The 25,591-nt window shown below is 44.6% G+C and carries 23 protein-coding genes; 8 read left to right on the forward strand and 15 right to left on the reverse strand.

What is annotated here, in order from left to right; translation table 11 throughout:
- Positions 1-33: 33 nt before the first annotated feature.
- From L2096_RS14310 to L2096_RS14325, 4 genes are all read right to left on the reverse strand, one after another.
- Positions 34-2,001, reverse strand: coding sequence for a gamma-glutamyltransferase family protein (locus tag L2096_RS14310; protein WP_250365713.1), 1,968 nt, complete (start codon positions 1,999-2,001; stop codon positions 34-36).
- 198 nt (positions 2,002-2,199) lie between these two features.
- On the reverse strand, positions 2,200-3,732 hold the full coding sequence (locus L2096_RS14315) for a DHA2 family efflux MFS transporter permease subunit (protein ID WP_004935520.1): 1,533 nt from the start codon (positions 3,730-3,732) through the stop codon (positions 2,200-2,202).
- A 6-nt stretch (positions 3,733-3,738) separates the two neighbouring features.
- Positions 3,739-4,875: an HlyD family secretion protein gene (locus L2096_RS14320; RefSeq protein ID WP_250365714.1), complete on the reverse strand. Its 1,137-nt coding sequence runs from the start codon at positions 4,873-4,875 to the stop codon at positions 3,739-3,741.
- A 328-nt stretch (positions 4,876-5,203) separates the two neighbouring features.
- A complete protein-coding gene (locus L2096_RS14325) occupies positions 5,204-5,701 on the reverse strand; it encodes a thioesterase family protein (protein ID WP_004935516.1) in 498 nt (165 codons plus the stop codon).
- Positions 5,702-5,810: 109 nt separating this feature from the next.
- On the opposite strand from L2096_RS14325, the gene hemB reads away from it, so the two are divergent.
- The gene (hemB, locus tag L2096_RS14330) at positions 5,811-6,824 is read left to right on the forward strand and encodes a porphobilinogen synthase (RefSeq protein ID WP_119025159.1); all 1,014 of its coding nucleotides are present in this window, start codon (positions 5,811-5,813) and stop codon (positions 6,822-6,824) included.
- A gap of 29 nt (positions 6,825-6,853) precedes the next feature.
- Positions 6,854-7,981 carry an NAD(P)/FAD-dependent oxidoreductase gene (locus tag L2096_RS14335; protein WP_250365725.1) on the forward strand — a complete coding sequence of 376 codons (1,128 nt, stop codon included), beginning with the start codon at positions 6,854-6,856 and terminating at the stop codon, positions 7,979-7,981.
- Here the strand turns inward: L2096_RS14335 and L2096_RS14340 are convergent.
- The 3 genes from L2096_RS14340 to L2096_RS14350 all read right to left on the reverse strand — a co-directional run bounded on the left by L2096_RS14340 (position 7,978) and on the right by L2096_RS14350 (position 10,202).
- Positions 7,978-8,883 carry a TIGR01777 family oxidoreductase gene (locus tag L2096_RS14340; protein WP_004945893.1) on the reverse strand — a complete coding sequence of 302 codons (906 nt, stop codon included), beginning with the start codon at positions 8,881-8,883 and terminating at the stop codon, positions 7,978-7,980. The genes L2096_RS14335 and L2096_RS14340 overlap by 4 nt on opposite strands.
- A gap of 71 nt (positions 8,884-8,954) precedes the next feature.
- A complete protein-coding gene (locus L2096_RS14345) occupies positions 8,955-9,401 on the reverse strand; it encodes an ABZJ_00895 family protein (RefSeq protein WP_048763854.1) in 447 nt (148 codons plus the stop codon).
- A 327-nt stretch (positions 9,402-9,728) separates the two neighbouring features.
- Positions 9,729-10,202, reverse strand: coding sequence for an OsmC family protein (locus L2096_RS14350; RefSeq protein ID WP_111812736.1), 474 nt, complete (start codon positions 10,200-10,202; stop codon positions 9,729-9,731).
- A gap of 121 nt (positions 10,203-10,323) precedes the next feature.
- On the opposite strand from L2096_RS14350, the gene L2096_RS14355 reads away from it, so the two are divergent.
- From L2096_RS14355 to L2096_RS14365, 3 genes are all read left to right on the forward strand, one after another.
- Positions 10,324-11,574 (forward strand): exonuclease SbcCD subunit D, encoded by a 1,251-nt coding sequence (locus L2096_RS14355; protein WP_250365715.1) that lies wholly within the window; start codon positions 10,324-10,326, stop codon positions 11,572-11,574.
- A 9-nt stretch (positions 11,575-11,583) separates the two neighbouring features.
- Positions 11,584-15,180 carry an AAA family ATPase gene (locus L2096_RS14360; RefSeq protein ID WP_250365716.1) on the forward strand — a complete coding sequence of 1,199 codons (3,597 nt, stop codon included), beginning with the start codon at positions 11,584-11,586 and terminating at the stop codon, positions 15,178-15,180.
- 180 nt (positions 15,181-15,360) lie between these two features.
- Complete coding sequence (locus tag L2096_RS14365; RefSeq protein WP_250365717.1) at positions 15,361-16,152, forward strand: transglutaminase-like domain-containing protein; 792 nt, start codon at positions 15,361-15,363, stop codon at positions 16,150-16,152.
- A 94-nt stretch (positions 16,153-16,246) separates the two neighbouring features.
- Here the strand turns inward: L2096_RS14365 and L2096_RS14370 are convergent, their stop codons facing one another.
- Positions 16,247-17,092, reverse strand: a complete 846-nt coding sequence (locus L2096_RS14370) for an undecaprenyl-diphosphate phosphatase (protein ID WP_250365718.1) — start codon at positions 17,090-17,092, stop codon at positions 16,247-16,249.
- A 105-nt stretch (positions 17,093-17,197) separates the two neighbouring features.
- Positions 17,198-17,890, reverse strand: a complete 693-nt coding sequence (locus L2096_RS14375) for a YggS family pyridoxal phosphate-dependent enzyme (protein WP_250365719.1) — start codon at positions 17,888-17,890, stop codon at positions 17,198-17,200.
- Positions 17,891-18,015: 125 nt separating this feature from the next.
- On the opposite strand from L2096_RS14375, the gene L2096_RS14380 reads away from it, so the two are divergent.
- Together L2096_RS14380 and L2096_RS14385 are read left to right on the forward strand one after the other, a co-directional pair.
- Positions 18,016-19,050: a type IV pilus twitching motility protein PilT gene (locus tag L2096_RS14380; protein ID WP_004935479.1), complete on the forward strand. Its 1,035-nt coding sequence runs from the start codon at positions 18,016-18,018 to the stop codon at positions 19,048-19,050.
- A gap of 32 nt (positions 19,051-19,082) precedes the next feature.
- On the forward strand, positions 19,083-20,234 hold the full coding sequence (locus tag L2096_RS14385; protein WP_004945871.1) for a PilT/PilU family type 4a pilus ATPase: 1,152 nt from the start codon (positions 19,083-19,085) through the stop codon (positions 20,232-20,234).
- 50 nt (positions 20,235-20,284) lie between these two features.
- Here L2096_RS14385 and fur read toward each other — a convergent pair whose 3' ends face one another.
- Entirely contained in the window at positions 20,285-20,722 is a 438-nt protein-coding gene (fur, locus tag L2096_RS14390; protein ID WP_004935475.1) for a ferric iron uptake transcriptional regulator, read from the reverse strand.
- A 111-nt stretch (positions 20,723-20,833) separates the two neighbouring features.
- Between fur and L2096_RS14395 the strand changes: the two genes are divergently transcribed.
- A complete protein-coding gene (locus L2096_RS14395) occupies positions 20,834-21,232 on the forward strand; it encodes an outer membrane protein assembly factor BamE (protein ID WP_004935473.1) in 399 nt (132 codons plus the stop codon).
- Between the two features lie 55 nt (positions 21,233-21,287).
- Here L2096_RS14395 and L2096_RS14400 read toward each other — a convergent pair whose 3' ends face one another.
- From L2096_RS14400 to argB, 5 genes are all read right to left on the reverse strand, one after another.
- On the reverse strand, positions 21,288-21,599 hold the full coding sequence (locus L2096_RS14400; protein ID WP_151746698.1) for an RnfH family protein: 312 nt from the start codon (positions 21,597-21,599) through the stop codon (positions 21,288-21,290).
- Positions 21,596-22,684 (reverse strand): hypothetical protein, encoded by a 1,089-nt coding sequence (locus L2096_RS14405; protein ID WP_250365726.1) that lies wholly within the window; start codon positions 22,682-22,684, stop codon positions 21,596-21,598. Before L2096_RS14405 ends, L2096_RS14400 begins: the two co-directional genes overlap by 4 nt.
- A gap of 139 nt (positions 22,685-22,823) precedes the next feature.
- Positions 22,824-23,672: a class II glutamine amidotransferase gene (locus L2096_RS14410; RefSeq protein ID WP_076032907.1), complete on the reverse strand. Its 849-nt coding sequence runs from the start codon at positions 23,670-23,672 to the stop codon at positions 22,824-22,826.
- Between the two features lie 100 nt (positions 23,673-23,772).
- Positions 23,773-24,558, reverse strand: coding sequence for a GNAT family N-acetyltransferase (locus L2096_RS14415; protein ID WP_004935460.1), 786 nt, complete (start codon positions 24,556-24,558; stop codon positions 23,773-23,775).
- A gap of 118 nt (positions 24,559-24,676) precedes the next feature.
- Positions 24,677-25,588: an acetylglutamate kinase gene (gene argB, locus L2096_RS14420; protein ID WP_004935457.1), complete on the reverse strand. Its 912-nt coding sequence runs from the start codon at positions 25,586-25,588 to the stop codon at positions 24,677-24,679.
- Between the last annotated feature and the right edge of the window lie 3 nt (positions 25,589-25,591).

A 25,591-nucleotide genomic window follows, 5' to 3' on the forward strand; every position in this document is an offset into this window, starting at 1 on the left:
GCAGCTTTTTTTACAGTTAAAAAAGGCTTTTGATTACAACGCACCATTGCCCAAAACGATACCTTCACGGCGCGGATCTACACCACCAACGTACTTCGCTTTTTGGTTCTGCATAGCAATACGCATAATGGTAGCAACACCACTACTTTGCGCAGCGGAATTGATTTTATGGCCTTTGGCTTCCAGCCCTGCCACAAGCGCTTTTAAATCTAGCGATGTATTAGAGCTGTCAACATTGGTGGTAGCACTATTGGTTGCGCCAAAATTTACCAATGAGGTCGCTTGCTGTGCATCGAGTTTCCAATCTAGCGCACCCACCAAGGTTTTCACCACATATTGAATAATCGTTCCACCGCCCGGTGAACCTGTAGCCATATAAAAGTCGCCCGGCGCAGTTCCTTTAAATACAAGTGTCGGTGCCATGGTACTTCTTGGGCGCTTGTTTGGCTGAACACGATTGGCAACCAAATTGCCAGAACTGTCCATCGGTTGTGCGCTAAAATCGGTTAGCTGGTTAGTAAGTAAAAATCCATCGACCATATGGAACGAACCCATACTCGATTCAACTGTAGAGGTCATGGAAACCACGTTTCCATAGGCATCTACAATGGTAAATTGGGTGGTGCCACGCTCCACTGTTTTATCAATTGCGGCACTACTATTAAAATCACCGGCAGTAGCAACGCCCATCGATTTTTCAGTGTTAATCAATCCAGCGCGTTTTTTCAGGTAAGCTTTATCAATCATGCTGCTAATACCTTGTGCTGGTAAAGCCACAAAATCGGTATCTGCTACATACTTATCCCGATCGGCATACGCCAGACGCTCAGCCTCAGACACTAAATGTACGCCCATGACACTTGGTACACCGCCTTCGTTTTCAGGCTGTGTCGGCGCATATGATGCAAGATCAAAATTCTCTAAAATTCCCAGCGTCTGAGCCACTGCAATCCCTCCTGACGACGGCGGTGGCATGGTACATACATGATACTGGCTACGATACGTAAAACAGATCGCATCACGCTTTTTAGCCTGATAGTTCGACAAATCATTGAGTGTCATCAAGCTTGGCGTAATCGGAGTTTTGGCTGCATCATCGCCTACGCTTTGCTGGGCTTTATTTACAATTGCCTGTGCAATCGGGCCTGAATACATCGCCTGTGCACCATTGGCCGCAATCGTACGGATGGTTCTGGCATAGTCCTGATTGGTCATGGTTTCACCCACAGCGTAGGCCGTTCCATCTGGGTGAAAATAGGTTTTGACTGCATTGGCATCGAGAGCTAACGATGCTGCATTGCTTTGAATGGCTGCCGCTAGACGTCCCGGTACTTTAAAGCCGCCTTCAGCCAGTTGTACCGAATTGTCAAATAACTGATTCCATTTAAGTTTGCCATGCTCATTGTGTGCCATTTCCAGCATGCGCATCACGCCAGGCACCCCAATTGAACGTCCACTGCGTCGTGCGCTAGGTACAGGTGCTGGTGAGCTTGCATCGTCAATATTTTGTCGAACCAGATAATATTCATTGGCAGCCGCAGGTGCCGTTTCACGACCATCATATGCCGTGACTTTCTGGGTTTTTGCATCGTAATACATCATAAATGCACTACCGGCAATGGTACTTGATTGCGGCTCGACCAAGCCCAGTACTGCCTGTACAGCAATCGCAGCATCCACTGCACTCCCACCGGCTTTTAAAACATCACAGCCAGCTTTGGTCGCAAGTGGTGTATTGGCAACCACCATATATTGATCTGATGTTTTGGCCTTAAGCCCCAAACGGTAAGCCGATGCTGGCTCGGGCGCTGATGGATCGCCTGCCTGCCCGCTCCCCACAACAACCGTTGAGCCATTACTTGCGAGCTGATTACAGCTATTGAGGTTATTGTCGGTGATGGTGTAGTTTTGAGTTTGTTCTTGATCATTAGAATCGTTACAACCGTGTAGTAATCCTAAACTTAAAAACCCGCCAAGAATCAGGGTGTATTTTTTTTGCATTGAATCTCCATGCTTTACTTGTTATCGAACGTCCTGTGTCAGCAATTATGAAGCCAATATGGAGAAAAAATACAATGTTTTTTGATCAATCGATCAATTTTCTAGCATATTATTTTATGCCATTGAATTTTATTATTTTTTACTTAAACAATAAAAACGTGGCTCAATACGGCCACGTTTAATCAAAACAAAAATGACTTAATGCGGCGGTGGACCTTCCATCATATGCTTTGGTTTAGGGCTTAACCAGATAATCAGACCAGCCACCAAAAACACCAATGAAAATACCAAGAAAACATGATCGGTGGCCAATGTAATCGATTCTTTATCAACCAAATTGGAAATGGTGCCCAGCGCTGTTTCAGTGCTAAATCCATTTTGCGTTAAGGTATTTTGTACCTCTTGCGGCTGTAGTTTTGACACCAACTCACTGCGCGACACAATGGCGTGGTCATCCCATAAGGTAACTGCAATCGATGCACCAATTGCACCGGCCATGGTTCTCAAAAAGTTCATGAGTCCCGCAGCCGAGGCGATTTCATGTGGCTCGACGGCTGCTAGCGCCAGATTCGAGAGCGGTACAAAGAAAAAAGGCACCGCAAAACCTTGCAGGATTTGAGGCCATGCCAAAGCCATAAAGTCGGCGTCGGATGTCCAGAAAGCACGCATCAAGGTCACAACACCCAGCAAGATCAAGCCAAAACAGGCCAATGCGCGCGGATCATGCTTGCTGGCCAGTTTGGCCACAATTGGCGACATTGTAATACTACCAATTCCCATAGTGGCAGTCAGATAGCCTGCCCATGTGGCGGTGTACCCCAAATCCATTTGCAACCACTGAGGAATGAGTACGATACTGCCAAAAAATGCACCAAATCCAAAGGCCAGCGCCAGTACAGAAACGGTAAAACCTCGGTGCCGAAATACCCTCAAATTCACAACAGGCTGTTGATCGGTCATTTCCCAGATCAAAAACAAGATAAAGCCGAGTACCGCAATTACTCCAAAACTTACAATGAGACTGCTACTAAACCAGTCGTGCTCATGCCCCAAATCGAGCATTAACTGTAACGCGCCAATCCAGAGCACCAGTAAAAACAATCCGATTCGGTCAATTCGCAATTGCATAGTGTCTGTTTCAGCAACACGTAACAGCCGTAAAGTTGCCATGACACAAATAATTCCGACCGGAATATTAATGAAGAAAATCCAGTGCCATGACAGATTGTCACTGATCACCCCACCCAAAATCGGACCTAAAATCGGACCCAATACCGTGGTCATGGCCCATAAGCCCATGGCCTGCGCGTGCTGTTCTTTCGGGAAAATTCGCATCAGTAAAGCTTGACTCAGCGGCATGAGTGGGCCGCCCGACAAACCTTGCCCGATTCGGCACAGCACCAGTAATTCAAGACTGGTCGACAGGCCACATAAAAAAGAAAACAGGGTAAAACCGATCAATCCCGCGACAAACACACGCACAGTGCCAAAACGGCTGGCCAACCAGCCAGTCAGTGGAACACAGATCGCTTCGGCCACCGAATAGGATGTGACTACCCACGTGCCTTGTGAGGCAGAAACTGCCAGATTACCCGTAATGTGTGGCACCGAAACGTTGGCAATGGTGGTATCGAGCACCACCATAAAGTTTGACAGTGCAATCACGAAGGCGGCCAGAAAAAGTCGTGCGCCGCTGAGTTCAGCAAATGGAGTTTTTATCTGGGTTGTCATGAGAACTTACTTCTTAGACAAATCAATCGTGGCTTCCATCGACAAGCCCACACGCAAAGGATGCTGTTTGAGTTCGTTCGGATCAAGTGCAATACGAACCGGCAAACGCTGTACCACTTTAATCCAGTTACCCGTGGCATTTTGTGCAGGAATGAGTGCAAATGCCGAACCCGTACCGCCTGAAAAACCAATGACTTTTCCGTGATATACCACGTCATCGCCATATAGATCGGAGGTCAGCGTAGCTGCTTGGCCTACACGTACTTTAGTAAGCTGGCTTTCTTTGAAGTTGGCATCGACATAAAGCTGCGAAACCGGTACAACTTTCATCAGCACAGTACCTGGTGCAACACGCTGTCCCACCTGAATGCTTCGACCTGCAATCACCCCATCGACTGTGGCACGGATCACGGTACGATCAAGATCTAGCTGTGCTTTTTGAACCTGTGTTTGCGCACTCAGTACATCCGGTGCAGAAGCTTCAGAAGTGCCTTTAATTAATGCCTGTGTGGCATCGAATGTGCTCTGTGCTGCATTACGATTCGATTGCGATTGCGACAGTGCGGCTTTGGCCACATCAAGAGCCGCTTTGGCTGTGCGCGATGCAGTTTGGGCAGTGCTTAATTCTTCTTTAGAAATGGCACCCGATTCGCTCAATACCTGACGACGCTTAAGTTCTTCCATGGCGTTATTGTAATCGGCCTGTGCTTTTAACACTTGCGCCTGTGCGCTGGCAATGCCGTCATCACTCACCTGAACCTGTGCATTGAGAGATTGTCCATTGGCAGCAGTTTGACGATAGGTACGCTGTGCTTTGGCCAGCATTGCTTTGGCCTCTGCCAATGCAATTTCGGCATCTCTCGGATCAATTTTGACCAGAATATCGCCTTTATGCACTTGCTGGGTATCATTGACCAAAATTTTAGACACCTGCCCTGTCACCATGGAAGTAATTTGTGCAGTGTCGGCGCCCACATAGGCATTATCGGTATTCACAGTGTGATTGAAAAACACATACCAGATGCCAAACACAATCGCGGCAACAATGACCACCAAAGCAAAAATACTTAATAATTTCTTTCGTTTCGCCTTTAAAGCATCCCCATTTTGATCGGATGCAGAAGCCTGTGGAGAATCAGTCATTGGGTATTCCTAAATCAGCTCAAGTAAAAATTGCCACGATGTTCTTAAGATAATTTTAAGTTTAGGAAGAGAACCTGAACTGAACCTTAAAAGAAACGCAAGATGACAATTGATATTTTCAAAATTTTGCAATTCTACTTATTTTTTTCATATGCTGAGAATAAAAAAATAACTTGAGCGTTCAAAACCGCATGTATTGAGAATACAGACCTGTAGTCTTTTTGAATAAATCTGATACCTGATGTACTGCTTTTAACCCACAAACGCTCGACCACGCAGCAAAGCGCTTCAAAATTGTGGCCCAGATTTGTGGATTTTGGGTGACTATTTAAAAGGCATATGAGGCAATCGCAGTAGCGATCGGGGTTTGCTCGTGGTTAAACATGGTCATGCGCATGGTGCAGCCTTTGCGGCCAAATCTTAAGGTTTCCGCCCGCGCAATAAAAAATTTACCCCGCCCCGGCGCCAAGTAATCGACACGCATATCGACAGTGGCTAAACGTGATACTTTTTTGATGGCCTCTGGCATATCCGCAGCTTCAGTACGTTTATAAACTTCTGCCATCGCGACAATTCCACCAATGCTATCGAGTAACGTTGCGGCAACCCCTCCATGCAAAATCTGAAAGGCAACATTGCCAATCAGGCTGGGCTTCATTTCAAAATAACCTTCAATTTGCCCATCGACCACCCGCATGGTCATGGCATTGTGCGAGAAGAAAGGCGAATGATTAAACGCATGACATAACTGGTTTAAAATTACATTTAGGTCAATTTCTTCACCTAAATGAATATGCCCTGTCCATAGTTTTGTTGATTCACTCATAAAACACTCAATATCGATAAATCTGCGTTAACACTAATTCAGTTTGTACAAATGCCTGCTGATGGGTCTACAATATCCCACAAGTTTAATACTGAACCTTGAGATTGTTATGACTTATACGTTCAATCGTCCCGCTTTTCCAGCAACCCGCATGCGTCGTATCCGTAAAAATGATCAACTGCGCGCCATGGTCAGTGAAACGCATCTGACACCTCATCATCTCATTTATCCAGTATTTGTATTGCCTGGCCAAAATCAGCGCCAAGAAATTCCAAGTATGCCCAATATTCATCGTTTGTCGGCAGATCTGTTGCTAAAAAAAGCTGAACAGCTGCTCGAACTTGGGGTATCTAAGCTGGCTCTTTTTCCGGTCACCCCGCAAGAAGACAAAAGCCTGAATGCTGAAGCTGCTTGGCGTGACGACGGTCTGGTACAAGAAACCTGTCGTTTACTCAAAAAAGAACTGCCTGAAATGGTGCTCATCACCGACGGCGCGCTCGACCCATATACCACACACGGTCAAGATGGCATTATCGATGACACCGGCTATGTACTCAACGATGAAACCGTAGAATGTCTGGTCAAGCAAGCGTTAAGCCACGCCGCTGCGGGTGCCGACGTAATTGCACCAAGCGATATGATGGACGGACGTATCGGGGCAATTCGACAGGCACTTGAGCAAAACAACTTTATCTATACCAATATCATGGCGTATTCAGCCAAATATGCTTCAAGTTTTTATGGGCCGTTTCGTGATGCGGTCGGTTCGGCCAGTAACTTAAAAGGCGGTAATAAATACAATTACCAGATGGATGTAGGGAATCGTGCCGAAGCTTTACATGAAATTGCACTGGATTTGCAAGAAGGCGCCGACATGGTGATTGTTAAGCCCGGCATGCCTTATTTAGATATTGTACGTGAAGTCAAAGATACCTTTGGCGTGCCTACTTTTATTTATCAGGTCAGTGGTGAATACGCCATGCTGGCAGGTGCGATTCAAAATGGCTGGTTATCCGAAAGCGTGATTCTTGAATCACTCATGAGCTGTCGTCGCGCAGGTGCAGATGGAATCTGGACTTACTTTGCAGATGTTGCAGCCCAAAAACTTAAAGAGATGAACTAAACTCACGTGTGAATGAATCGAACATGAGCATGCATATTGCCATTATTGGTGCTGGAATCAGTGGCCTATTAACCGCTTTGGAACTGGTCGAGCACGGCTGTCGGGTCTCGATTTTTGATCAGCAGCGCGCCGGTCAGGCTGCCTCATGGGCAGGTGGTGGAATATTGTCACCGATGTATCCGTGGCGCTATCCACATGCGGTCAATACCCTTGCCCAGCATGGCAAAGACCTGTACCAAACATGGAATGAAAAGCTACAGCCTCGGACCGGTATTGATTTTGAAATCCACAATACTGGCATGCTTATTTTCGATGAATCCGATTTTGAAATCGGGCTCGATTATGCCGAGCATTTTCATCAACCTATGCAACGCGCTGACTATGTCGAGCGTGATGCACTTGAACAGATTAATCCATGGATAGCCAATAAATATCAGCACGCGATTTATTTTTCAGCGCTGTCTAATATTCGTAATCCGCGTCTATTGCAATCGATTGTGCAGTATTTAAAACAGCATCCACGCGTTGCGTTTTTTGATGATCAACCCATTGAAAAATTTATATTTGACCAAGACAGCATACAGGCCGTGAAGAGTGCTACAGGTCAAGTTTTTCACGCCGACCAGTTTGTGCTGGCAACGGGTGCATGGAGTCAACTCTGGAGCGATCAACTGGGCGTTCGTTTGCCAGTACGCCCTGTACAAGGCCAAATGCTGTTATTTAAAACGCCTGCGCACTGGTTACCTACCATGTGTATGAATCAGGTGATGTATTTGATTCCAAGACAAGATGGTCATGTGGTATGCGGTTCGAGCATGGCAGACTGTGGCTACAGCACCGACACCGACACATCCACACAGCAACGTATTTTAGAGGCCTGTTTGGACATGGTGCCTGAACTGGCACAGTTTCCAGTTATTAAAAGATGGGCGGGCTTGCGCCCTAGCTCGCCGACCGGGGTGCCTTATATCGGCATGCTGCCAAATATCGAAAATCTCTGGCTCAACACCGGACATTTTCGAAATGGGCTGTGCATGGGGCCAGCCTCTGCACGTTTGTTACGCCAGCTTATGCTTGATCAACCCACTTTCACCGATCCAAAGCCATACGCGCCCGAGCGACTATTTCAGGGCAGCGAAATAGAGCTGAGCGTTTAAGGGTAAATATCTTGAAGGGCCTGCGCTAAAGCTGGAAATTTAAACTGATATCCAGCTTCCAATAATGCTTTGGGTGCAACAAACTGGCCATTTAAAATAAGTTGTGATTGTTCACCCAGTAAAGTTTTAAACAAACACGCCGGTGCAGGGAGAAACGGACGGCGTTTTACTTGCTGAGCGGCGGTTTTTACAAAGGCTTTTTGCGTGGTGTGATCGGGCGCAACGGCATTAAACACAATTTGCTCACTCTGCACATGCAGTAAAAATTCAATAATCGCCAGCACGTCTTCAATATGTACCCAGACTACAGGTTGGCGCCCAGAACCAATCACACCCACTGTATTGAGCTTAATTGGCAGCATCATCTGTGGCAAAATGCCCCCATTTTTGGCAAATACCACGCCCAAGCGCATGATTTTGGTATCAAACTGCGTATACGACAGCGCAGTTTTTTCCCATTGCTGGCAGAGTTCAGACATGAAAATTGACTGCGGTGGTGATTGTTCGTCGCATACCTGTTGCCAAGTTTCACTTTCATCAATGCCGTAATAACCAATGGCAGATGCCGATACAATCCGCTTTGGTTGTTGCTGATGCTGTAGCAGCCATTCAAAGACACGTTGTGTAGTCTTGATCCGACTGTCGATCAGAGCTTGCTTACGTGCTTTGGTCCAGCGCCGCTGACCAATATTTTCACCGGCCAGATTCACCACATAATCGAGAGGCTGATCGATCTGGTTTAAATCGTCAATCCATTGTAAATTTTCATGTTGAAAGGATTGCGCCAAATGTCGCGTCAGGGCATAAATGCGATAATTCAAATGCAGCAAATAAGGCAATAGATGGCTACCGATAAAGCCTGAGGCGCCTGTAATTAAAAGTGTTGGAAGTTTTTGGTTCATAGTCTGTCACGTTGCTTATTGCTCTTCTTAAGCTTGAGTGTAACGCACTCGATTGATCCACTAAAACCCTGTTACTGAAACATTTTGTCGGCCATACGTTGCGCCTGCTTACCATAAAACCAGTACGTAATCAGATATAGTGGAATCGCCAAAACCAGTACCATAATCGCAATCAGGCTCACAAATTGAGGTTGTTGCAAATACAGTAAAAAGTTTTGAATAATTTCTGGGTCATTTCGTGAAAACAAATACAAACCCAGCAATACGCCAGCGCAGTTATAGCCCCAGAAAATTAAGGTGAAACCCAAAGTCAGTTTTTTTCGTTCTTGCTGCGTTGGGGCGCGTTTTTCACGTTTTAAAAACTGATAGAGCACTACAATCATAGCCACCAAATACGGTACGGCTGTTACTATTCCACCCACGCCTATTGGTAATATTGCAGCCACTACGCCTGCAATGAGGGTAGTCAGTAAACAGATCAGAAAAAACCAGATAAAATAACGGCGTAAAGCAGTCATGCACACCACAACATCAACAATAAAAATTTATTTTATGTTTTTTTCAATTTTTTTTCATGTTCTTGTCAACCATTTTGGTCGGTCATTCGTTATTAAGGGTATAAGGTCTGCAGCAACCGATTTTAATTGCACGGCATCCGCAATAAATCGGAGACCTTTCACTATGACATCCACTTTAGATATGTTTTGTTAGCAGCCAAACGTGATTTAAAGTTTTTGACCGACGATTTCTCATCACTCGAATCGTCGGTCTTTATTTTTTAGTGATCTGTTTTTTTTATCCAAGACCATTTTTTAGTTTTCAATCTATTGCTTTAATTTTAAAGGCTATGCGTTAAATACAAAAGAAGCTTCACACATAATTGGAAAGTTCACCGAGTTTGCGATCATACATTCATGATGCGCCTGCTCATGAAGTTGACGTGCCAGATCAAGATTTGCACCTGCTTTTAAAATAATCTGTGGTTTTAAAACAATGTGCGTGATGTGGCCTCGTTTTTCAGGATGAGCATCGTCCATAAATCCAGATGCATGGTCAATATAATCGACTACACAAATATGATTCACTGCGCAAAGATGCAAATACCATAATTTATGACAAGCCGATGCTGCTGCAATCATCAAATCTTCCGGATTCCATCTGCTAGCCTCTCCACGATAAGCTGGATCTGCCGAGCCAGGAATTGCGGGCTTATTTTTGCTTTCAACGACAAAATCACGTTGATAGGATTGATAGGTTTGAGTACCTTCACCTGTGTTTCCAATCCAACGAATTTTTAAATCATATTGATGAATGGTCATTATGAATCTCTTGTTCTGTTTTAAGTAAAAACCAAATCAGCTTTTCACTTGAGTAGCATCTGAATTGGATTGTGATTTATGCTACCTTATCTGCTATTCAAAAACAGGTAGTTCATCAGCAATGACCGTGCGTTTTTTTCATACTTCAGACTGGCATTTGGGGCAGTTTTTTTATCATCACTCCCGCCACTACGAGCATGAACAATTTCTGGCATGGTTACTTGAACAAATCAAGGTCAAACAACCTCATGCCTTATTAATAGCGGGTGATATTTTTGACGTGATTAATCCAAGTTCACAGGCCCAAAAGCAGCTTTATCAATTTCTGGCAGATGCGCATAACCTTGCGCCGCATATGCAAACCTTAATGATTGCAGGAAATCACGATTCGGGTTATCGCATTGAACAGGTCGAGCCGTTATTAGAAAAATACAATGCCAAAGCGGTGGGTGTGATTCGCTGGAATCAAGATAAAACCTTGAATCTTGATCGCTTGATTTTACCGATTTACGATCAGGTACAACAGATTGTGGCGTGGTGCATTGCTCTTCCTTTTTTACGCTCGGCCGAAATTACGGGCGTGAACGAACAGACCAGTAACAGTCAAAATGCGATTGGTTATTTACACCAGCAACTGATTGCCGAGGCCAAACGCCGCAAAACCGATGATCAGGCCTTAATTTTGATGTCACATGCGCATATGCAGGGCGGTGAAACCTCAGATTCAGAACGTCCGATTATCATTGGCAACGAAGAAGCACTTTCCACAGCACTCTTTGAAGATGCGATCGATTATGTCGCACTGGGGCATTTACATAAACCTCAGAAAGTGGGTCAGACCCATATTCGCTATAGCGGCTCCCCTATTCCCCTGTCGTTTAGTGAAATCAACTATAAGCACCAAGTAATGGATGTGACCATTAAGCCAGAAATTTCAGACAATCATCTTCAATGTGATGCCTTGCTGGTGCCAAGAAGCGTGAAGCTGCATAAAATTACAGGTGAATTGCAAGATGTTTTAACAAGCTTGGCAGCACTCCCACATGGCGAAATTGAAGAGATTGATCAGCGCGAATACGTCGACATCGAATATTTCAGCCGCACACCACCTCAGCCGAATCTTCGTCAACAATTTGAACAGGCTTTGCCTACAAACCGTTACCGATTGGTTCGGATTTCCAGACAATACGCCACAGATGGATCAAGCCATCGCTTAGAGCAACAGGTTCATCTCGAACCGCCAACGCCTGAAAAACTGTTCGAACAACTTTGGGACAAAAAAGGCTATAGCGCAGATGATGATGTTAAAAAAGACTTTATGAGCCTTGTTGCGCAGGCACAACAACAACTTGAAGAACTTAAAAAGAATTAAAGCCATCTCATGAAAATTTTATCCATCCGACTCAAAAATCTGGCCTCTTTGTCTGACGAGCATTTCATTGATTTTGAATCTGAGCCTTTGGCCAGTGCAGGGCTGATCGCGATTGTGGGTAAAACAGGCGCAGGTAAATCCACCATTTTAGATGCCATGTGTCTGGCTTTATTTAACAAAATTCCACGACTCAAAGAAAGCGATGGCAAGCTTACCGATGTCGATGGCTCCGAGCTCCTGACCAACTCCCCTTTGACCGTTTTACGCCGCGGCTGTGCGCACGGTTTTGCTGAACTCTGCTTTGTCGCGCAGGATCAAAAACATTATATGGCGCGCTGGGAAATTAAACGTGCCCGTGAGAATGCCACCGGCAAACTGCAAAATGTTCAACGCTCACTCAAGTGCCTCACCGATGGCGTGGTGGTTGCAGACAAAAGTAAAGCGGTAGAGTCACACATACAGCACATCACGCAGCTCAGTTTTGAGCAATTTACCCGTGCGGTATTACTGGCGCAATCTGAGGTGACGGCTTTTTTAAAAGCACGTGACAACGAACGGGGTGAACTGCTTGAATACCTGACCAACTCGGCGATTTTTGCTAAAATTGGACAACTGGCATTTGAAAAAACCAGAGAAATCAGCAATCGGCGTAAAAGTTTAGAAAGTCATTTGGGCTATATCGAGATACGCTCAGATGAGGAAGTAGCGGAGTTACAAGCGCAATTTGAATCGGTTCAGCAACAGGTGGTGCGGCTTGAAGAAGCAAAGACGCAATTCAGACAACAACAGCAATGGTTTGAGCAACGCGATAAACTTGATCAGGATATCCGCTTAAAACAACAACATTACGATGTACAACTTAAAGCACAAGAAAGCCTTGAGAAAGATCGCCTGTTGCTGAGCCAGTTAGAAACATTTTCTGAGATACGTCCCATTGTATTTCAGCAGCAGCAGATCCAAAAAACACTACAACAACTCATTCCGCAAATTCAACTTCAGCACACCGAGTTCAATACCCTAAGCACACAATTCGAGCAAGAAAAAACGCGCTATAGCCAAGTCGAACAAAGCCTACATCAGTTTCAAGCCTTTGAGCAAAAGTATCAAAAAGAGCTTGCCGATTTGCGCGGTCATTTGCAAAAACGCGAGCATATTAAAGAAGACTATAACAAAACCAGACATCGCTTAACCCAAATTACAAGCCAGCAACAGCCATTGCTTGAGCAACAGCAGCAATTAGAGCAAACCATTCACACGCTTGATGGACAACATACAGCAAGCATGGAACAATTAAAAAATAGTGCTCAGTACGCCCCACTAGACCAAGGCTTAAATGCGCACATGCAGCAGTTGAGCCAATTTATTACGCAGTACCAAAAAGTAGAACAGAGTTTAGGTTCCATTCGGGATGCACAAACGCAGCTTGAGCATGATGAGGCTGAATTAAATGCTTTAATATCGCAGTTTGGTACTCCAGCACAAATTGATCTGCATATCGAGAGTAAACAACAACGCAAACAAGCACAGCAGATTCATAGCAACCATTTACACAGTACACAGCAAAAAATTCAGCGATATTTCGAATTAAATAATGAAATGATCAGTCTGAAACATAAATTTGAGACAATCAAACAGCACAATCAACAATTAGATGCATCGACCCACACATCCGAACAAGCCTATGTATTGGCAAAGCAAGAGCGCGAAAAAATTCAGCAGATATTGCAACAGCAACGTTTGCTCCACGCAGAAAACATTGAACATTTACGCGCAGCGCTAAAACACGGTGAAGCATGTGTAGTGTGTGGCAGTACCGAACATCCTTATCGTGAAGATCAAAGCCAGCTCTCCAAAGCGTTGTATGAACTCCAGCAACAACAAGAACAGCAAGCCATTGAGCAGGAACAACAGTGTTTCGACCTTTGGCAAAAAACGCAGCAGCAGTACACGCAAAGTCAAACCCAGCTCAAGCAATTGCAAGACGATTTACAGCAACTGCATGAAAAACAAAATGTGCATGAACAGCAATTACAGCAGCATTTGTTGGCGTGCAATATACAGCTCGACTTGCGCTTGGCTGAACAAGAGGCGAACGCTCAGCTTGATGCTTTAATGCAAAAGGCCTCTCAGGAGCAACAGCAGCTTGAGCATGAGTTACATCAACTCCAGCAAGCCAGTAAACAGCAACATCAGCTGAGTCAACGTATTCAGCACACCCGCCATCAGCTTGAGACGATCGATCAGTTACAACAACACGTTCAGCATATTGTCGCGTGCTTAACTACCGAGGATAAATCGGCTTGGTACACGCATGGCGTGACATTTTCACAAACTATATTAAATGCACTACAACAACGGAACCAGTTGCTCGAACAAACAGAACGCTTAGTTAAACATAAAGAGCAACAACATCAGCAGTTACTATTATTAAAATCCAATCTCGCCGGGCTCAATGCGCAGCACACAGAATGCACGCAGCAATTAAAAGACATTGAGACGATGGGTAAACAAAATACTGAAGCTGCCAACCAGCTCATCATCACCATGACAGCTTCGACAGACCTTAAAGCCAATGAATGGTTACTACAGCATGATCAGCAGCGCCAGCAATTGCAGCAGCAGTATCAACAGATTAAACAAAGCTTTGAATTCGCACGCGAACGTTTTGAACAGCATAAAAATGCGCTCGAGCAATTAAAGGCCAAGCAACAGCAACAACATGATTCACTGACACAATGCACCACTGAAATCAATGCATGGCTGGCACAGCAGCCTCTTTTTGAAGAAGATCAATTGCTAGCATTACTGGCGATATCATCTTCTCAAGAACAGCAGATTCGCCAAGCCATCCAACACGCAGATCGTGGCTTGAGCGAGGCTATTTCTGCACTCAACACACTACAACATCAGCTCGATGTACATCTTGAGGCAGCGCCTCAGATAGAGGCTACGCAGTTATCTGAGCAGATTGCCACCAATCAAGTGGCTTTACAGCAATGTACAGATCAGCGTGACGATTTAAAAATAAAACTCGAGTTACATCAGCAAAATCTGATCAAGCAGCAGCAGTTTGCAGCACAAATTCAACTGATCCAGCAACAAGAGCATCGCTGGCACAAAATCTCAAGCCTGATTGGCGATGCCAAGGGTAAAGAATTTCGAGATCTGGCGCAGCAATATAATCTGGATATTCTGCTTGAATATGCCAATCAGCAACTGACTCAGCTTTCACAGCGCTATACGCTAAAACGGCTAGAAAACTCACTGAGTCTGGCCATTGTCGATCATGATATGGACGGTGAAATACGTGCTGTGGCCTCACTTTCTGGTGGTGAATCTTTTCTTACTGCGCTGGCCATTTCACTGGCAATTGCCAATATGGCCTCTGGATCGATGAAAATCGAATCCTTGTTTATCGATGAAGGCTTTGGCACGCTCGACGCATCTTCATTGCATATGGTGATGAATGCACTCGATCAGTTGCAAAGTCAGGGTCGTAAGGTGGTACTAATCTCTCATATTCAGGATATGCACGAACGAATTCCAGTCCAGATTCAGGTACAACCACTGGGTTCAGGTTCAAGTCGAATTCAGGTGGTGGGCTAAACACGCTTTACCTTTGTACAACGCATTTTGGGTGGAGCAACAATTGAAAAACTCATCAGAACTGATAGCTTTGATTTTCATTCAGATTCAAAACAAAAAATGATCTCTTCTGACAACAATAAAGATCAATTTTTTAGATGAAGAAGAATTAAATCTTATTTTTTCTTTGAGTTCTTTAATATGCCTAGCTTTAAAATTGACTGTCATCTCCATTACCGGGTGATTCAAGCGACCGAATTTATTTTTCAGTTTGAAGCAGCCAATCATCCATGGCAAACCTGTAAGCAGGAGTCATTTGAGTTTCAACCTCAGCTCGATTTCGAGCAATATGAGCGCGACGGCGGATTAAATCGCCTGATTCGGTTACATGCACCAGAAGGTGAACTGCGTGTTTCTTATCATGCCGACGTAGATACGCATATCCCTGAGCGTAATACCGCATTACGCGAATGTGAAATTCATGAATTGCCGTCTTATACGCTGTTTTATCTGGGTTCAAGCCGCTTTTGCGAATCAGATTTGATTGGCACTATGGTACAAAATACTTTTGGTGAATTTCCCAAAGGTTATGCACGAGTGCAAGCCATCTGTGACTGGATTCATGACAATATTGTGTATCAAGCTGGATCTTCCGACAGTACCACCACAGCGCGCGATATATTGGTCAATCGTGCAGGTGTATGTCGTGATTTTGCTCACTTAGGTATTGCGATTTGCCGTGCCTTAAATATTCCTGCGCGCTTTGTGGTGGGTTACATGCCGTTCTACAATGCAGATCCCGACTTCCATGCCATCTTTGAAGTGTATCTTGAAAATCAATGGGTATTATTCGATGCCACACGCATGGGGCCTATCGATCAGTTTGTTCGAATCGGCACTGGACTCGATGCCAAAGACGTTCCTTTCGCCACGGTATTTGGTGAAATCGAACTGTTATCGATTGAACCTGCTATCGAACGTGTTGAGCCTTAAATTATGTATTCAACGTTCAATTGAACAAATACATATAGAAATAAAATACGTTGGAGAACCTATGCTCTCCAACGTATTTTGTAAAAGCACACATCTAGGCCAATGCCAACACCACACTTGAAAAGGCCAGGCAATAGATTCCAAATAAATACCAGCGACCATGCTCCAGCCACGCCGAAAGCCACTTCAGTGCCAACAACCCCGTTAGAAAGCTAAAAACCATTCCAAACAAGCTCGGCAAAAATAAGCTACTTAAGGCCAGATGTGCTGTACCAGTGGTGGTGTGTTGGGCATGCAACAAGCGTAACAGCTCTTTGGCAATTACCGCTGGGGTTAAAACTACCGCCAGAGCAAAACTAAACTCTTCTGCTTTCTGACGGGAAATTCCCAAAAACAAACCTGTGGAAATGGTGGCACCCGAGCGAGAAAAACCACGAAAAGGCAGACACAACGCCTGTACCGCACCGATGATGATGGCACTTGGCAAACGCACATCACCTTGCTGACCACGATCCAAACGAGAAGATAAAATAATCAACACACCTGCCGCAGCAAGTGCAGCAGCCATTAATTTGGCGTTGCTGAATAAATGCTCTATTTCAAAGCTACTCGCTCCACCAAAAAATACGTGTTTAATCAGTGATTGCAACAAAAGTCCCAACACACCCGTCATGGCAGTCGCCAGTAACACATACCAAGCGCGCTGCTTAAATGACGCCCAATCAGAAAAGTAGGTTTTTTTCCATGAGTGCCAAAAATACACAATGACCGCAAACATGGTGCCTGTGTGGAGCATCACCAGCAAAAAAGTCATATTTGGCGCCGAAGGGTCGAAACCCATCAGCTTTTCTGCCAAGATCACATGGGCAGAGCTAGAAACTGGCAATAACTCCGCCAGCCCCTGTATCACCGCTAAAATAAAAACATGCAAAAGATCCATGAAATGTCTCGTGAAAACCAGTGTTAGTGGTATACGAGCCAACCATTAAATCTGAATTAAAAAATCTCAATGATCACAAATATTTCATATATCAAGTTTGCAGATTTATACGCCTTGACTATAGTCACGTGCACCAAATAAAGCCGTACCAATGCGTACAATGGTCGAGCCTGCTGCAATGGCAGCATTCAAATCTGCCGACATGCCCATGCTCAAGGTGTCCCACTGTTCAGGATGTGCATGCTGGGCTTTGACAGCATCAAAAAGCGTTTTGGCTGCCTCAAAAGCCTCTGCATGCTCTGGTGCAGGAATGACCATAATTCCGCGTAACTTCAGCTTGGGTAAGCGGCTAATAGTTTGCACTAGTTCCGCGACGTCCTCAGGTGGGCAGCCATCTTTTGTTTGCTGGTGATCAATATTGACCTGAAGACAGATATTTAAATCAGCCGCATGCTCGGCGCGCTGCGATGACAGGCGCTCGGCAATAATCAAACGATCGACCCCGTGCACCCAATCAAAATGTTCCGCAAGCGATTTGGTTTTATTGCGCTGAACATGGCCAATAAAATGCCACTCGATATTTAAGTCTTTGAGTGCCTGAATTTTATCGAGCGCCTCTTGTAAATAGTTTTCACCAAAACAACGCTGACCAAGCTCGTACATATCGCGTATCGCCGAACTTGGATGTGTTTTTGATACTGCCAGTAATTCGACCGTTGCCGGATCACGCTGTACTCGCGCACAAGCCGACTGGATTTGATCAATAACGTGATTTCGCGCATCTTTAAACGGATTCATTGACAGGGTTCTCATTTCAAACATATTTTTTACTTAACCTCGGCCTTGAATGTTGTTAAGCTTTGGGAAAAGCACTTAATATTCTACAAAATAATGAAAGATTTTAACGATTTTTTGGGGGAAATATGGATATAACCGAACTGCTGGCATTTTCAGTCCAAAACAGAGCATCTGATTTACATTTGTCTGCAGGTTTGGCACCCATGATTCGCGTCGATGGTGAAGTTCGACGCATTAACCTCCCCGCACTTGAACATTCCGAAGTATACCGACTGGTTTACGATATTATGAATGACAAACAGCGCCGCGATTACGAAGAAAAGCTCGAAACCGACTTTTCCTTTGAGGTGCCAAATCTGGCCCGTTTTCGTGTCAATGTGTTTAATCAGAACCGTGGTGCAGGTGCCGTTTTTCGAACCATTCCCTCACAGGTATTGACGCTTGAAGAACTCGGACTCGGAAAAATTTTCAGAGACATCTGTGACTATCCGCGCGGCTTGGTGTTAGTGACCGGCCCAACAGGCTCGGGGAAGTCGACCACTCTTGCCGCCATGCTCGATTATATTAATCATCATCGCTATGATCATATTTTAACGGTTGAAGATCCGATCGAGTTTGTACACGAACCCAAAAAATGCCTGATCAACCAGCGTGAAGTGCACCGCGATACACTTGGTTTTAATGAGGCACTTCGCTCAGCACTGCGTGAAGATCCCGATATCATTCTGGTGGGTGAAATGCGTGATCTGGAAACCATACGCTTAGCATTGACTGCCGCAGAAACCGGACATTTGGTGTTTGGTACGCTACACACGACCTCGGCAGCCAAAACCATTGATCGAATTATCGATGTATTTCCCGCAGAGGAAAAAGATATGGTTCGTACCATGCTGTCCGAATCCCTTCAGGCGGTTATTTCGCAAACCTTGTTAAAAAAAGAAGGTGGCGGCCGTGTGGCAGCACATGAAATTATGATTGGTATTCCGGCCATTCGTAATTTGATCCGTGAAGGAAAAGTCGCGCAAATGTATTCTTCGATTCAAACGGGTGCAAGCCATGGCATGACCACGCTCGATCAAAGTCTTAAACAACTGGTCGCCAAAGGCATCATTAACTTACCAACAGCACGCGCTGTGGCAAAATCACCAGAATCCTTATAAAACAACAACACAAAGCCATCAGGAAGCACCGCATGGACTTTAATGATTTACTCAATTTAATGGCAACCCACAAAGCCTCCGATATGTTCATTACGGCTGGTGTTGAGCCATCATTAAAAATTAATGGCAAAATTACCCCGGTTTCCAAAACCAAATTAGACGGTGACATGATCGCGCAGTTGATTGATTCGATCACCACGCAAAAGCAACGCGATGAGTACATGGCAACACATGAATGTAATTTCGCCATTTTAAACCGCGAACGTACTGAGCGCTTTCGTGTAAGTGCCTTTCAGCAGCGTGATTTACCCGGCATGGTTATCCGCCGCATCGAAACCAAAATCCCAACGCTAGATCAACTACAGCTACCACCGATTCTCAAGGACTTGGCCTTGACTAAACGCGGTATTATTTTGTTTTCTGGTGCAACAGGAACAGGAAAATCCACTTCGCTTGCGTCGATGATTCATCACCGTAATCTACACTCAAGCGGTCATATTATTACCATTGAAGATCCGATTGAATTTATACATGCACATGCTGGCTGTATTGTTACGCAGCGCGAAGTCGGTATTGATACCGATTCCTACGAAGTGGCTTTAAAAAATACGTTACGCCAAGCACCAGACGTTATTTTGATTGGTGAAATTCGCACACGTGAAGTCATGGATTATGCACTGGCATTTGCCGAAACCGGGCATTTGGTTTTTGCAACTTTACATGCCAACAACGCCAATCAGACCTTAGAGCGTATCATTCACTTTTTCGAGCAAGATCGGCGTGAGCAGGTGTTGATGGACTTATCACTTAACTTAAAAGCCGTCATCTCTCAGCAGCTGATTGCTACGCCTGATGGTCAAAGTCGCCGTGCTGCCGTTGAAGTGATGATCAATTCACCTTTGATGTCGGATTACATTCGCCAAGGTGAGATTTATAAAATTAAGGAACTGATGGCACGCTCTGGTGAATTGGGGATGCAGACCTTTGATCAGGCCTTGTTTGAATTACACGAACACGGACAAATCAGTTATGCCGATGCACTCAAACATGCCGACTCACCCAACAATCTGCGTTTGCAGATCAAACTTTCTCAAGAAGCCAATACCGCAATTGATCAAAAAGAAAAAATGCTTGAAGTCGATCGAAAAATCACCTTTGACGGTCAACGTCATGATCTAAAATGAAAAAAAGGGCATTATCTGCCCTTTTTTATTGTTGGATTTATGTGAAATCCTTACTTTTTACGCAGTGCGTCTTTGCAATCTGGGTTGTTACAATAACCGTATAGATTCAATGAGTGGCCTGTCAAAGTAAAATTGTGCTTTTCAGCAACGGAGTGTTGCTCTTGCTCAATAATATCATTTGTAAATTCAACAACTTTGTTGCAATTTAAGCAAACAAGGTGATCGTGGTGATCTTCCTGCATGATTTCAAAAACAGAGTGATTGTTTTCAAAATGATGGCGCTGAATAATTCCTGCTGCTTCAAACTGTGTTAAAACTCGGTAAACCGTTGCCAGACCAACATCTTCACCTTGTTCAAGCAAAGTTTTATAAATATCTTCTGCACTCAAATGGTGTTGTTTTGAATTTTCTAGTAATTCCAAAATCTTAATTCGAGGAAGGGTGACTTTCAGTCCAGCTTTTCGTAAATCTTGATTGGAAATCGGCATAAAAAAGGGTCTCTCAACAAATCTCAAGTTGGAATAGGCAATCGTGATGAGATGCAGTATGATCTATCCTTGGATCAAATGCATCATAATTTATCGGGATAGTGTAGCAAAATGCAAAAACTTATGTTGGCGTTATTCGTCACTTCACTGCTTGCTGGTTGTTCAACGCTCGGCGTCTATAAGGTTGATATTCCTCAAGGAACCCCTTTAACCAAAGCTCAAGCATCAAAAGTTCAGGTGGGCATGAATTACCAACAGGTAAAGTTTTTACTCGGTAGCCCAACAATTACAGATCCATTAAATCCATATCGCTGGGATTACGTGTACAACTATATTCCGGGAACTTACGCCAAAAAAGCAAAAATTCCGGCAGCGCGCGGTCAGCATCTAAAAATCTACTTTGACCAGTCTGGTATCGTCACCAATATTGAAGGTATCGATACCTTACCAGAGTCTCAACCGGGCTTACCAGGTTCAAAAGAAGCCATACTGACTGCGCCACCACTATAAAGGCTTCCTCAAAAAAAGAAACCCCTCATTTGAGGGGTTTTTTATATACTGGCGATCACTTAAAGCGATTACCCTTTTGAAAACGACCAACCGGATTTTTCTCTGCGCGTTTGCGTCGAATGTCCTTTGGATTAATGGTTAAAGCTCGATACACTTCTACCCGATCGCCCGCTTTAAGCGGCTGTTCAAGCGCACATCGAATACCAAAAATACCCACTTGCAATGGCATTTCTAGCTGTGTGGCAAGCAAGAGTCCACTTTTTTCAATGGCCTCTAGCGCTGTCATTCCGGCTTTAAAAGCAACAGCAAGATGAAACTGTTGATCTGGTGCGGCATAGGCCACCCAGACCTGCTGAAGATTACTCATGTAAACAGTTGTCCAAGTACCGAAATCATCGCCAGTACAATGCCTATAGGTAAGACAATACGGACAGCAATCCGCCAAAGATTATAAAATAGCTCACTACTAAAATTCATCGATTTACGCAAGTGACTGATTTTCATAATCCATCCCGCAAAAATCGCGTAGATTAAACACAACAGCAGCCCCCAAAGCATGGTCAGAATATAAAATTCTGCCTGAATGGCAGGAATTGCCCAGATCACAACAGCCACAACCGGAACTGCCCACTGTAACGCGAGCGCAGCCTGACGCTCAATTAACTGTTCACGAGCAAGTTGTAGGAGCAGTGCCGATGCCATCAATGCAGCAACCACCCAAGTCAGTACCGGAACCGTTTGCTGAATTGACACAAAGCCAAACGCAATCACAGCCACCAATTGTGCCAACCAGATCGGCAGTACAGAAGCGCTGGCTGATGTCTGTTGATCGACCTGTTTTACTGTTGTTTGCCAGTATAGGCCCATACCTAAACCACTCGCCACAAGAGCCAGCACAGTGGCATTGCCCCACTCTTTAAATTCAAGTGATGTCCAGTGCCATGGCTGAAGCTGAGCAGCATCATAAACCTGACCAAGCGCGATAGACGCAATCAACGCAATTGCAGTGATGAGCAGCAAAATCTGGCGTGATACAAAAGATAAGCCAAATGCCAGCACCGCAAGTACAATCAACAACAAATTAGGTGCAACGCCTAAAGTGAATTGTTGTGGTAATAGCACGCTGGCATGAGAAAGAATTCCGCCAGCCAAAAATGCAATGAATACCACAGCCAACCAGCCCACCAAACGCCATTTGGAAGACGCATCGGCATCCCGCGTTAGGCGTGAAAGTGCGTTCAGCGCTGTGGTTTTTGAACGGCGCGCCAGTGCAATTTCCAAATAACACACAGGCAACGCCAAAATCACCATGCTACCGAGCCATAACAACCAAAAATCAAGCTGACGATCAATTTGAATACCGACTGCCGGCGCGAGGGTAACAATAATCACCAAGCTCAAACAAAACGCCATAAGTGGCGAAAGCCATCGTGATAAAGGAGAATCCTGCATCATGCATACCTTGAATAAAGTCTGCCGATATTTTGCCTTTGTCCGACCTGAAAATCAAAGTTTCTATTCAAAAACAGAACGTTTTCGACCCAAAATGAATGATCTCAATTTTGCAACGTCTTTCTATTAAATACCGGGTTTAATACTGGTCGGCACGGGTAATGCGTTTAAGTTCAGGGTTGAGTGCCTCTCGCTCTAAACGCTCTACTCGGGTTAAAGCTTGCTTAATCGGGCGTCCATCTTGAAACACAATCATCTCACCCGGTTGGTAAGGCATCCAGACCTCATTTTGAGTCAGTGGCTCGGTGGTAATCACCGCCACGCGATCTTTGGCAGTGGTCACCTGACTAAAATCCACTTCGACATCTAGATCGATCAATCGAGCGGCTTTAAAGGGATGTTCACGGACTAACCAGTGTAACTTCGTTGTGGCATAACTGTACAAAGCCTGACCATTAGATAAGCAGTAATTGAATGTTCCATGTTCGGCTATTCGAGGCGCAATCTGCTCAAGCGCGGTAAAAATCTGATGAATACTGGGCTCGATATAACCAAAACGTTCTACCAACTGATCCAGCAAATAACAAAATGCACGTTCACTGTCGGTATTGCCAACCGGAACAAAACGGCCAGTCAGGCGCGGATTAAAATGATGCAAATCGCCATTATGGGCAAAAATCCACTGTCGCCCCCACAGCTCACGCATAAATGGATGCGAATTTTCAAGGGTAATCTTACCCTGAGTGGCTTTACGGATATGAGAAATCACATTGCGTGATTTAATTGGAAAATTACGCACCAACTCGGCAATCGGAGATTCTACCGCAGACTGATTATCGACAAACAAACGGCAGGCTTTGTCTTCAAAAAAAGCAATCCCGAACCCATCGGAATGATCGGAAGTAATGCCCGCCCGTTGTGAAAATCCTTTAAACGAAAAGGTAATATCGGTAGGCGTTGCACAATTCATTCCAAGTAGCTGGCACATAACGGTAAAGGCAAGAATGATCTAGATGTAAAGTCTATTGTGCATGAGAGCACAATGCCTTGCAAATCTCAATTTTGATACATCTTATGCACTTTTTCTGCTAAGGCCGGCGCTGAACGCGTTTATTCATGACAAAAGACTTGGCAATTTGGTTCACCTCAAGCAATACAAAATAATCCAGACATTGAAAGGCTTCATCATAAAATGCCTGTTTGGATAATCGAGCCTGCATGCTTAAGTACATCTGAAACAGTTTGGGAATACGCTCATCTTGGGTAAAGCTATAAGCTGGATGCTGCGGCTCATAAGGGTGTTTAGAGGCAATATCTAAGCTTTGCGCAGACGTAAGCTGCTGTATTTTCCGATGCGTATGATAGACACGGGCAGCATTGTTATCTAGATGAATACTGACACAACCCATGAGGTATTTGGCTTTCATGGACCACAAAATTTTAGGCACCAGATTCAACCACAAAATAGACAATGCTTTACCAGAACGAAATTGCGGATGCACACAGGTTCGACCAATTTCGACCACACTGGGTACATGCGATAGATGCCCCACCACATCAAACTCTTGAGCACTATAACTCTGTGCCAGTTCATGCCCCAAAAAGTGTTTCAAACGTGTATATGCCACGATCTCGCCAGACCATTTTTCGCGTAATACTGCATGCTCACAGCCAAAATCATAGACATCCTGATCTAAACCTGAGTCAAAATGAATGCCAAACTGTGGGCCAAACTGTTCAGCGCGAAAGCGTTGTACTTCTTCTAATTCTTTTAAGGTTTCAACCCACTCAAACTTATATTGAGTGGTTGAGGATTTTTGACGTAGCAATGGAAAATTTAAGTGGTGTCGATAATGATTCAATTTGTCTAGCATAAGCTCACCCCGTGTTTTTCTTTGCTTACACTAAAACACCCGCATGACAACTATATGACCAATATCGATACCCATAAAAAAGACCAGTCATCACTGGTCTTTTTCTAGATTCGAAAAATTAATGCTCTGCTTTAGGCGCAACTCGGTTGGTAATCAGAGTGCCTACACCATGATCGGTAAAAATTTCCAATAAAGTGGCATGTGGTACACGACCATCGACAATATGCGCACTGACCACGCCACCTTTAACTGCATCTAAGGCACAGCCCACTTTCGGAATCATACCGCCATAAATCACGCCAGTTTCGATCAGACGATCGACTTCTTTGGTCGATAGCCCAGTCAAAAGATTTTTGTTTTCGTCCAGTACACCCGAGATATTGGTGAGCAGAATCAGTTTTTCTGCGCCCAGTGCTTCAGCCACTTTGCCTGCAACCAAATCAGCATTGATGTTATAGGTGTTACCACTTTCATCGACACCCAAAGGGGCAATCACAGGAATAAAATCGCCTTGAGTAAACATTTCAAGGACATCGGTTTTCACGCCGACCACCTCGCCCACCATACCTAAATCGATATGTTTGATCTCGCCTTGCTCATCTTGTTTTTCCATCAACAATTTGCGTGCACGAATCAGGTTACCGTCTTTCCCGGTTAACCCAATGGCACGTCCACCATGTTGATTGATCAGGTTTACAATCGATTTATTGACGCTTCCACCCAGCACCATTTCTACAATTTCCATAGTGGCCTGATCGGTCACTCGCATACCATCAATTCGATCGGACACTTGACCCAAACGGTTGAGTAAAGAGTCGACTTGAGGCCCACCACCATGCACCACAATCGGATTTAAACCGACAGTTTTTAACAAAACGATATCACGCGCAAACGAGCTTTCCAGCTCAGGATCGGTCATGGCATTACCGCCATATTTGACCACGAGTGTTTTTCCTGAAAAGCGCTGAATATACGGCAATGCTTCTGTCAAAATTTTTGCTTTATCAATGCCGGTGTGCTGATGTGGCATTCG

The organism is Acinetobacter sp. ACZLY 512 (assembly GCF_023614015.1).
In the GTDB taxonomy this organism is placed as follows: Bacteria; Pseudomonadota; Gammaproteobacteria; order Pseudomonadales; family Moraxellaceae; genus Acinetobacter; species Acinetobacter soli.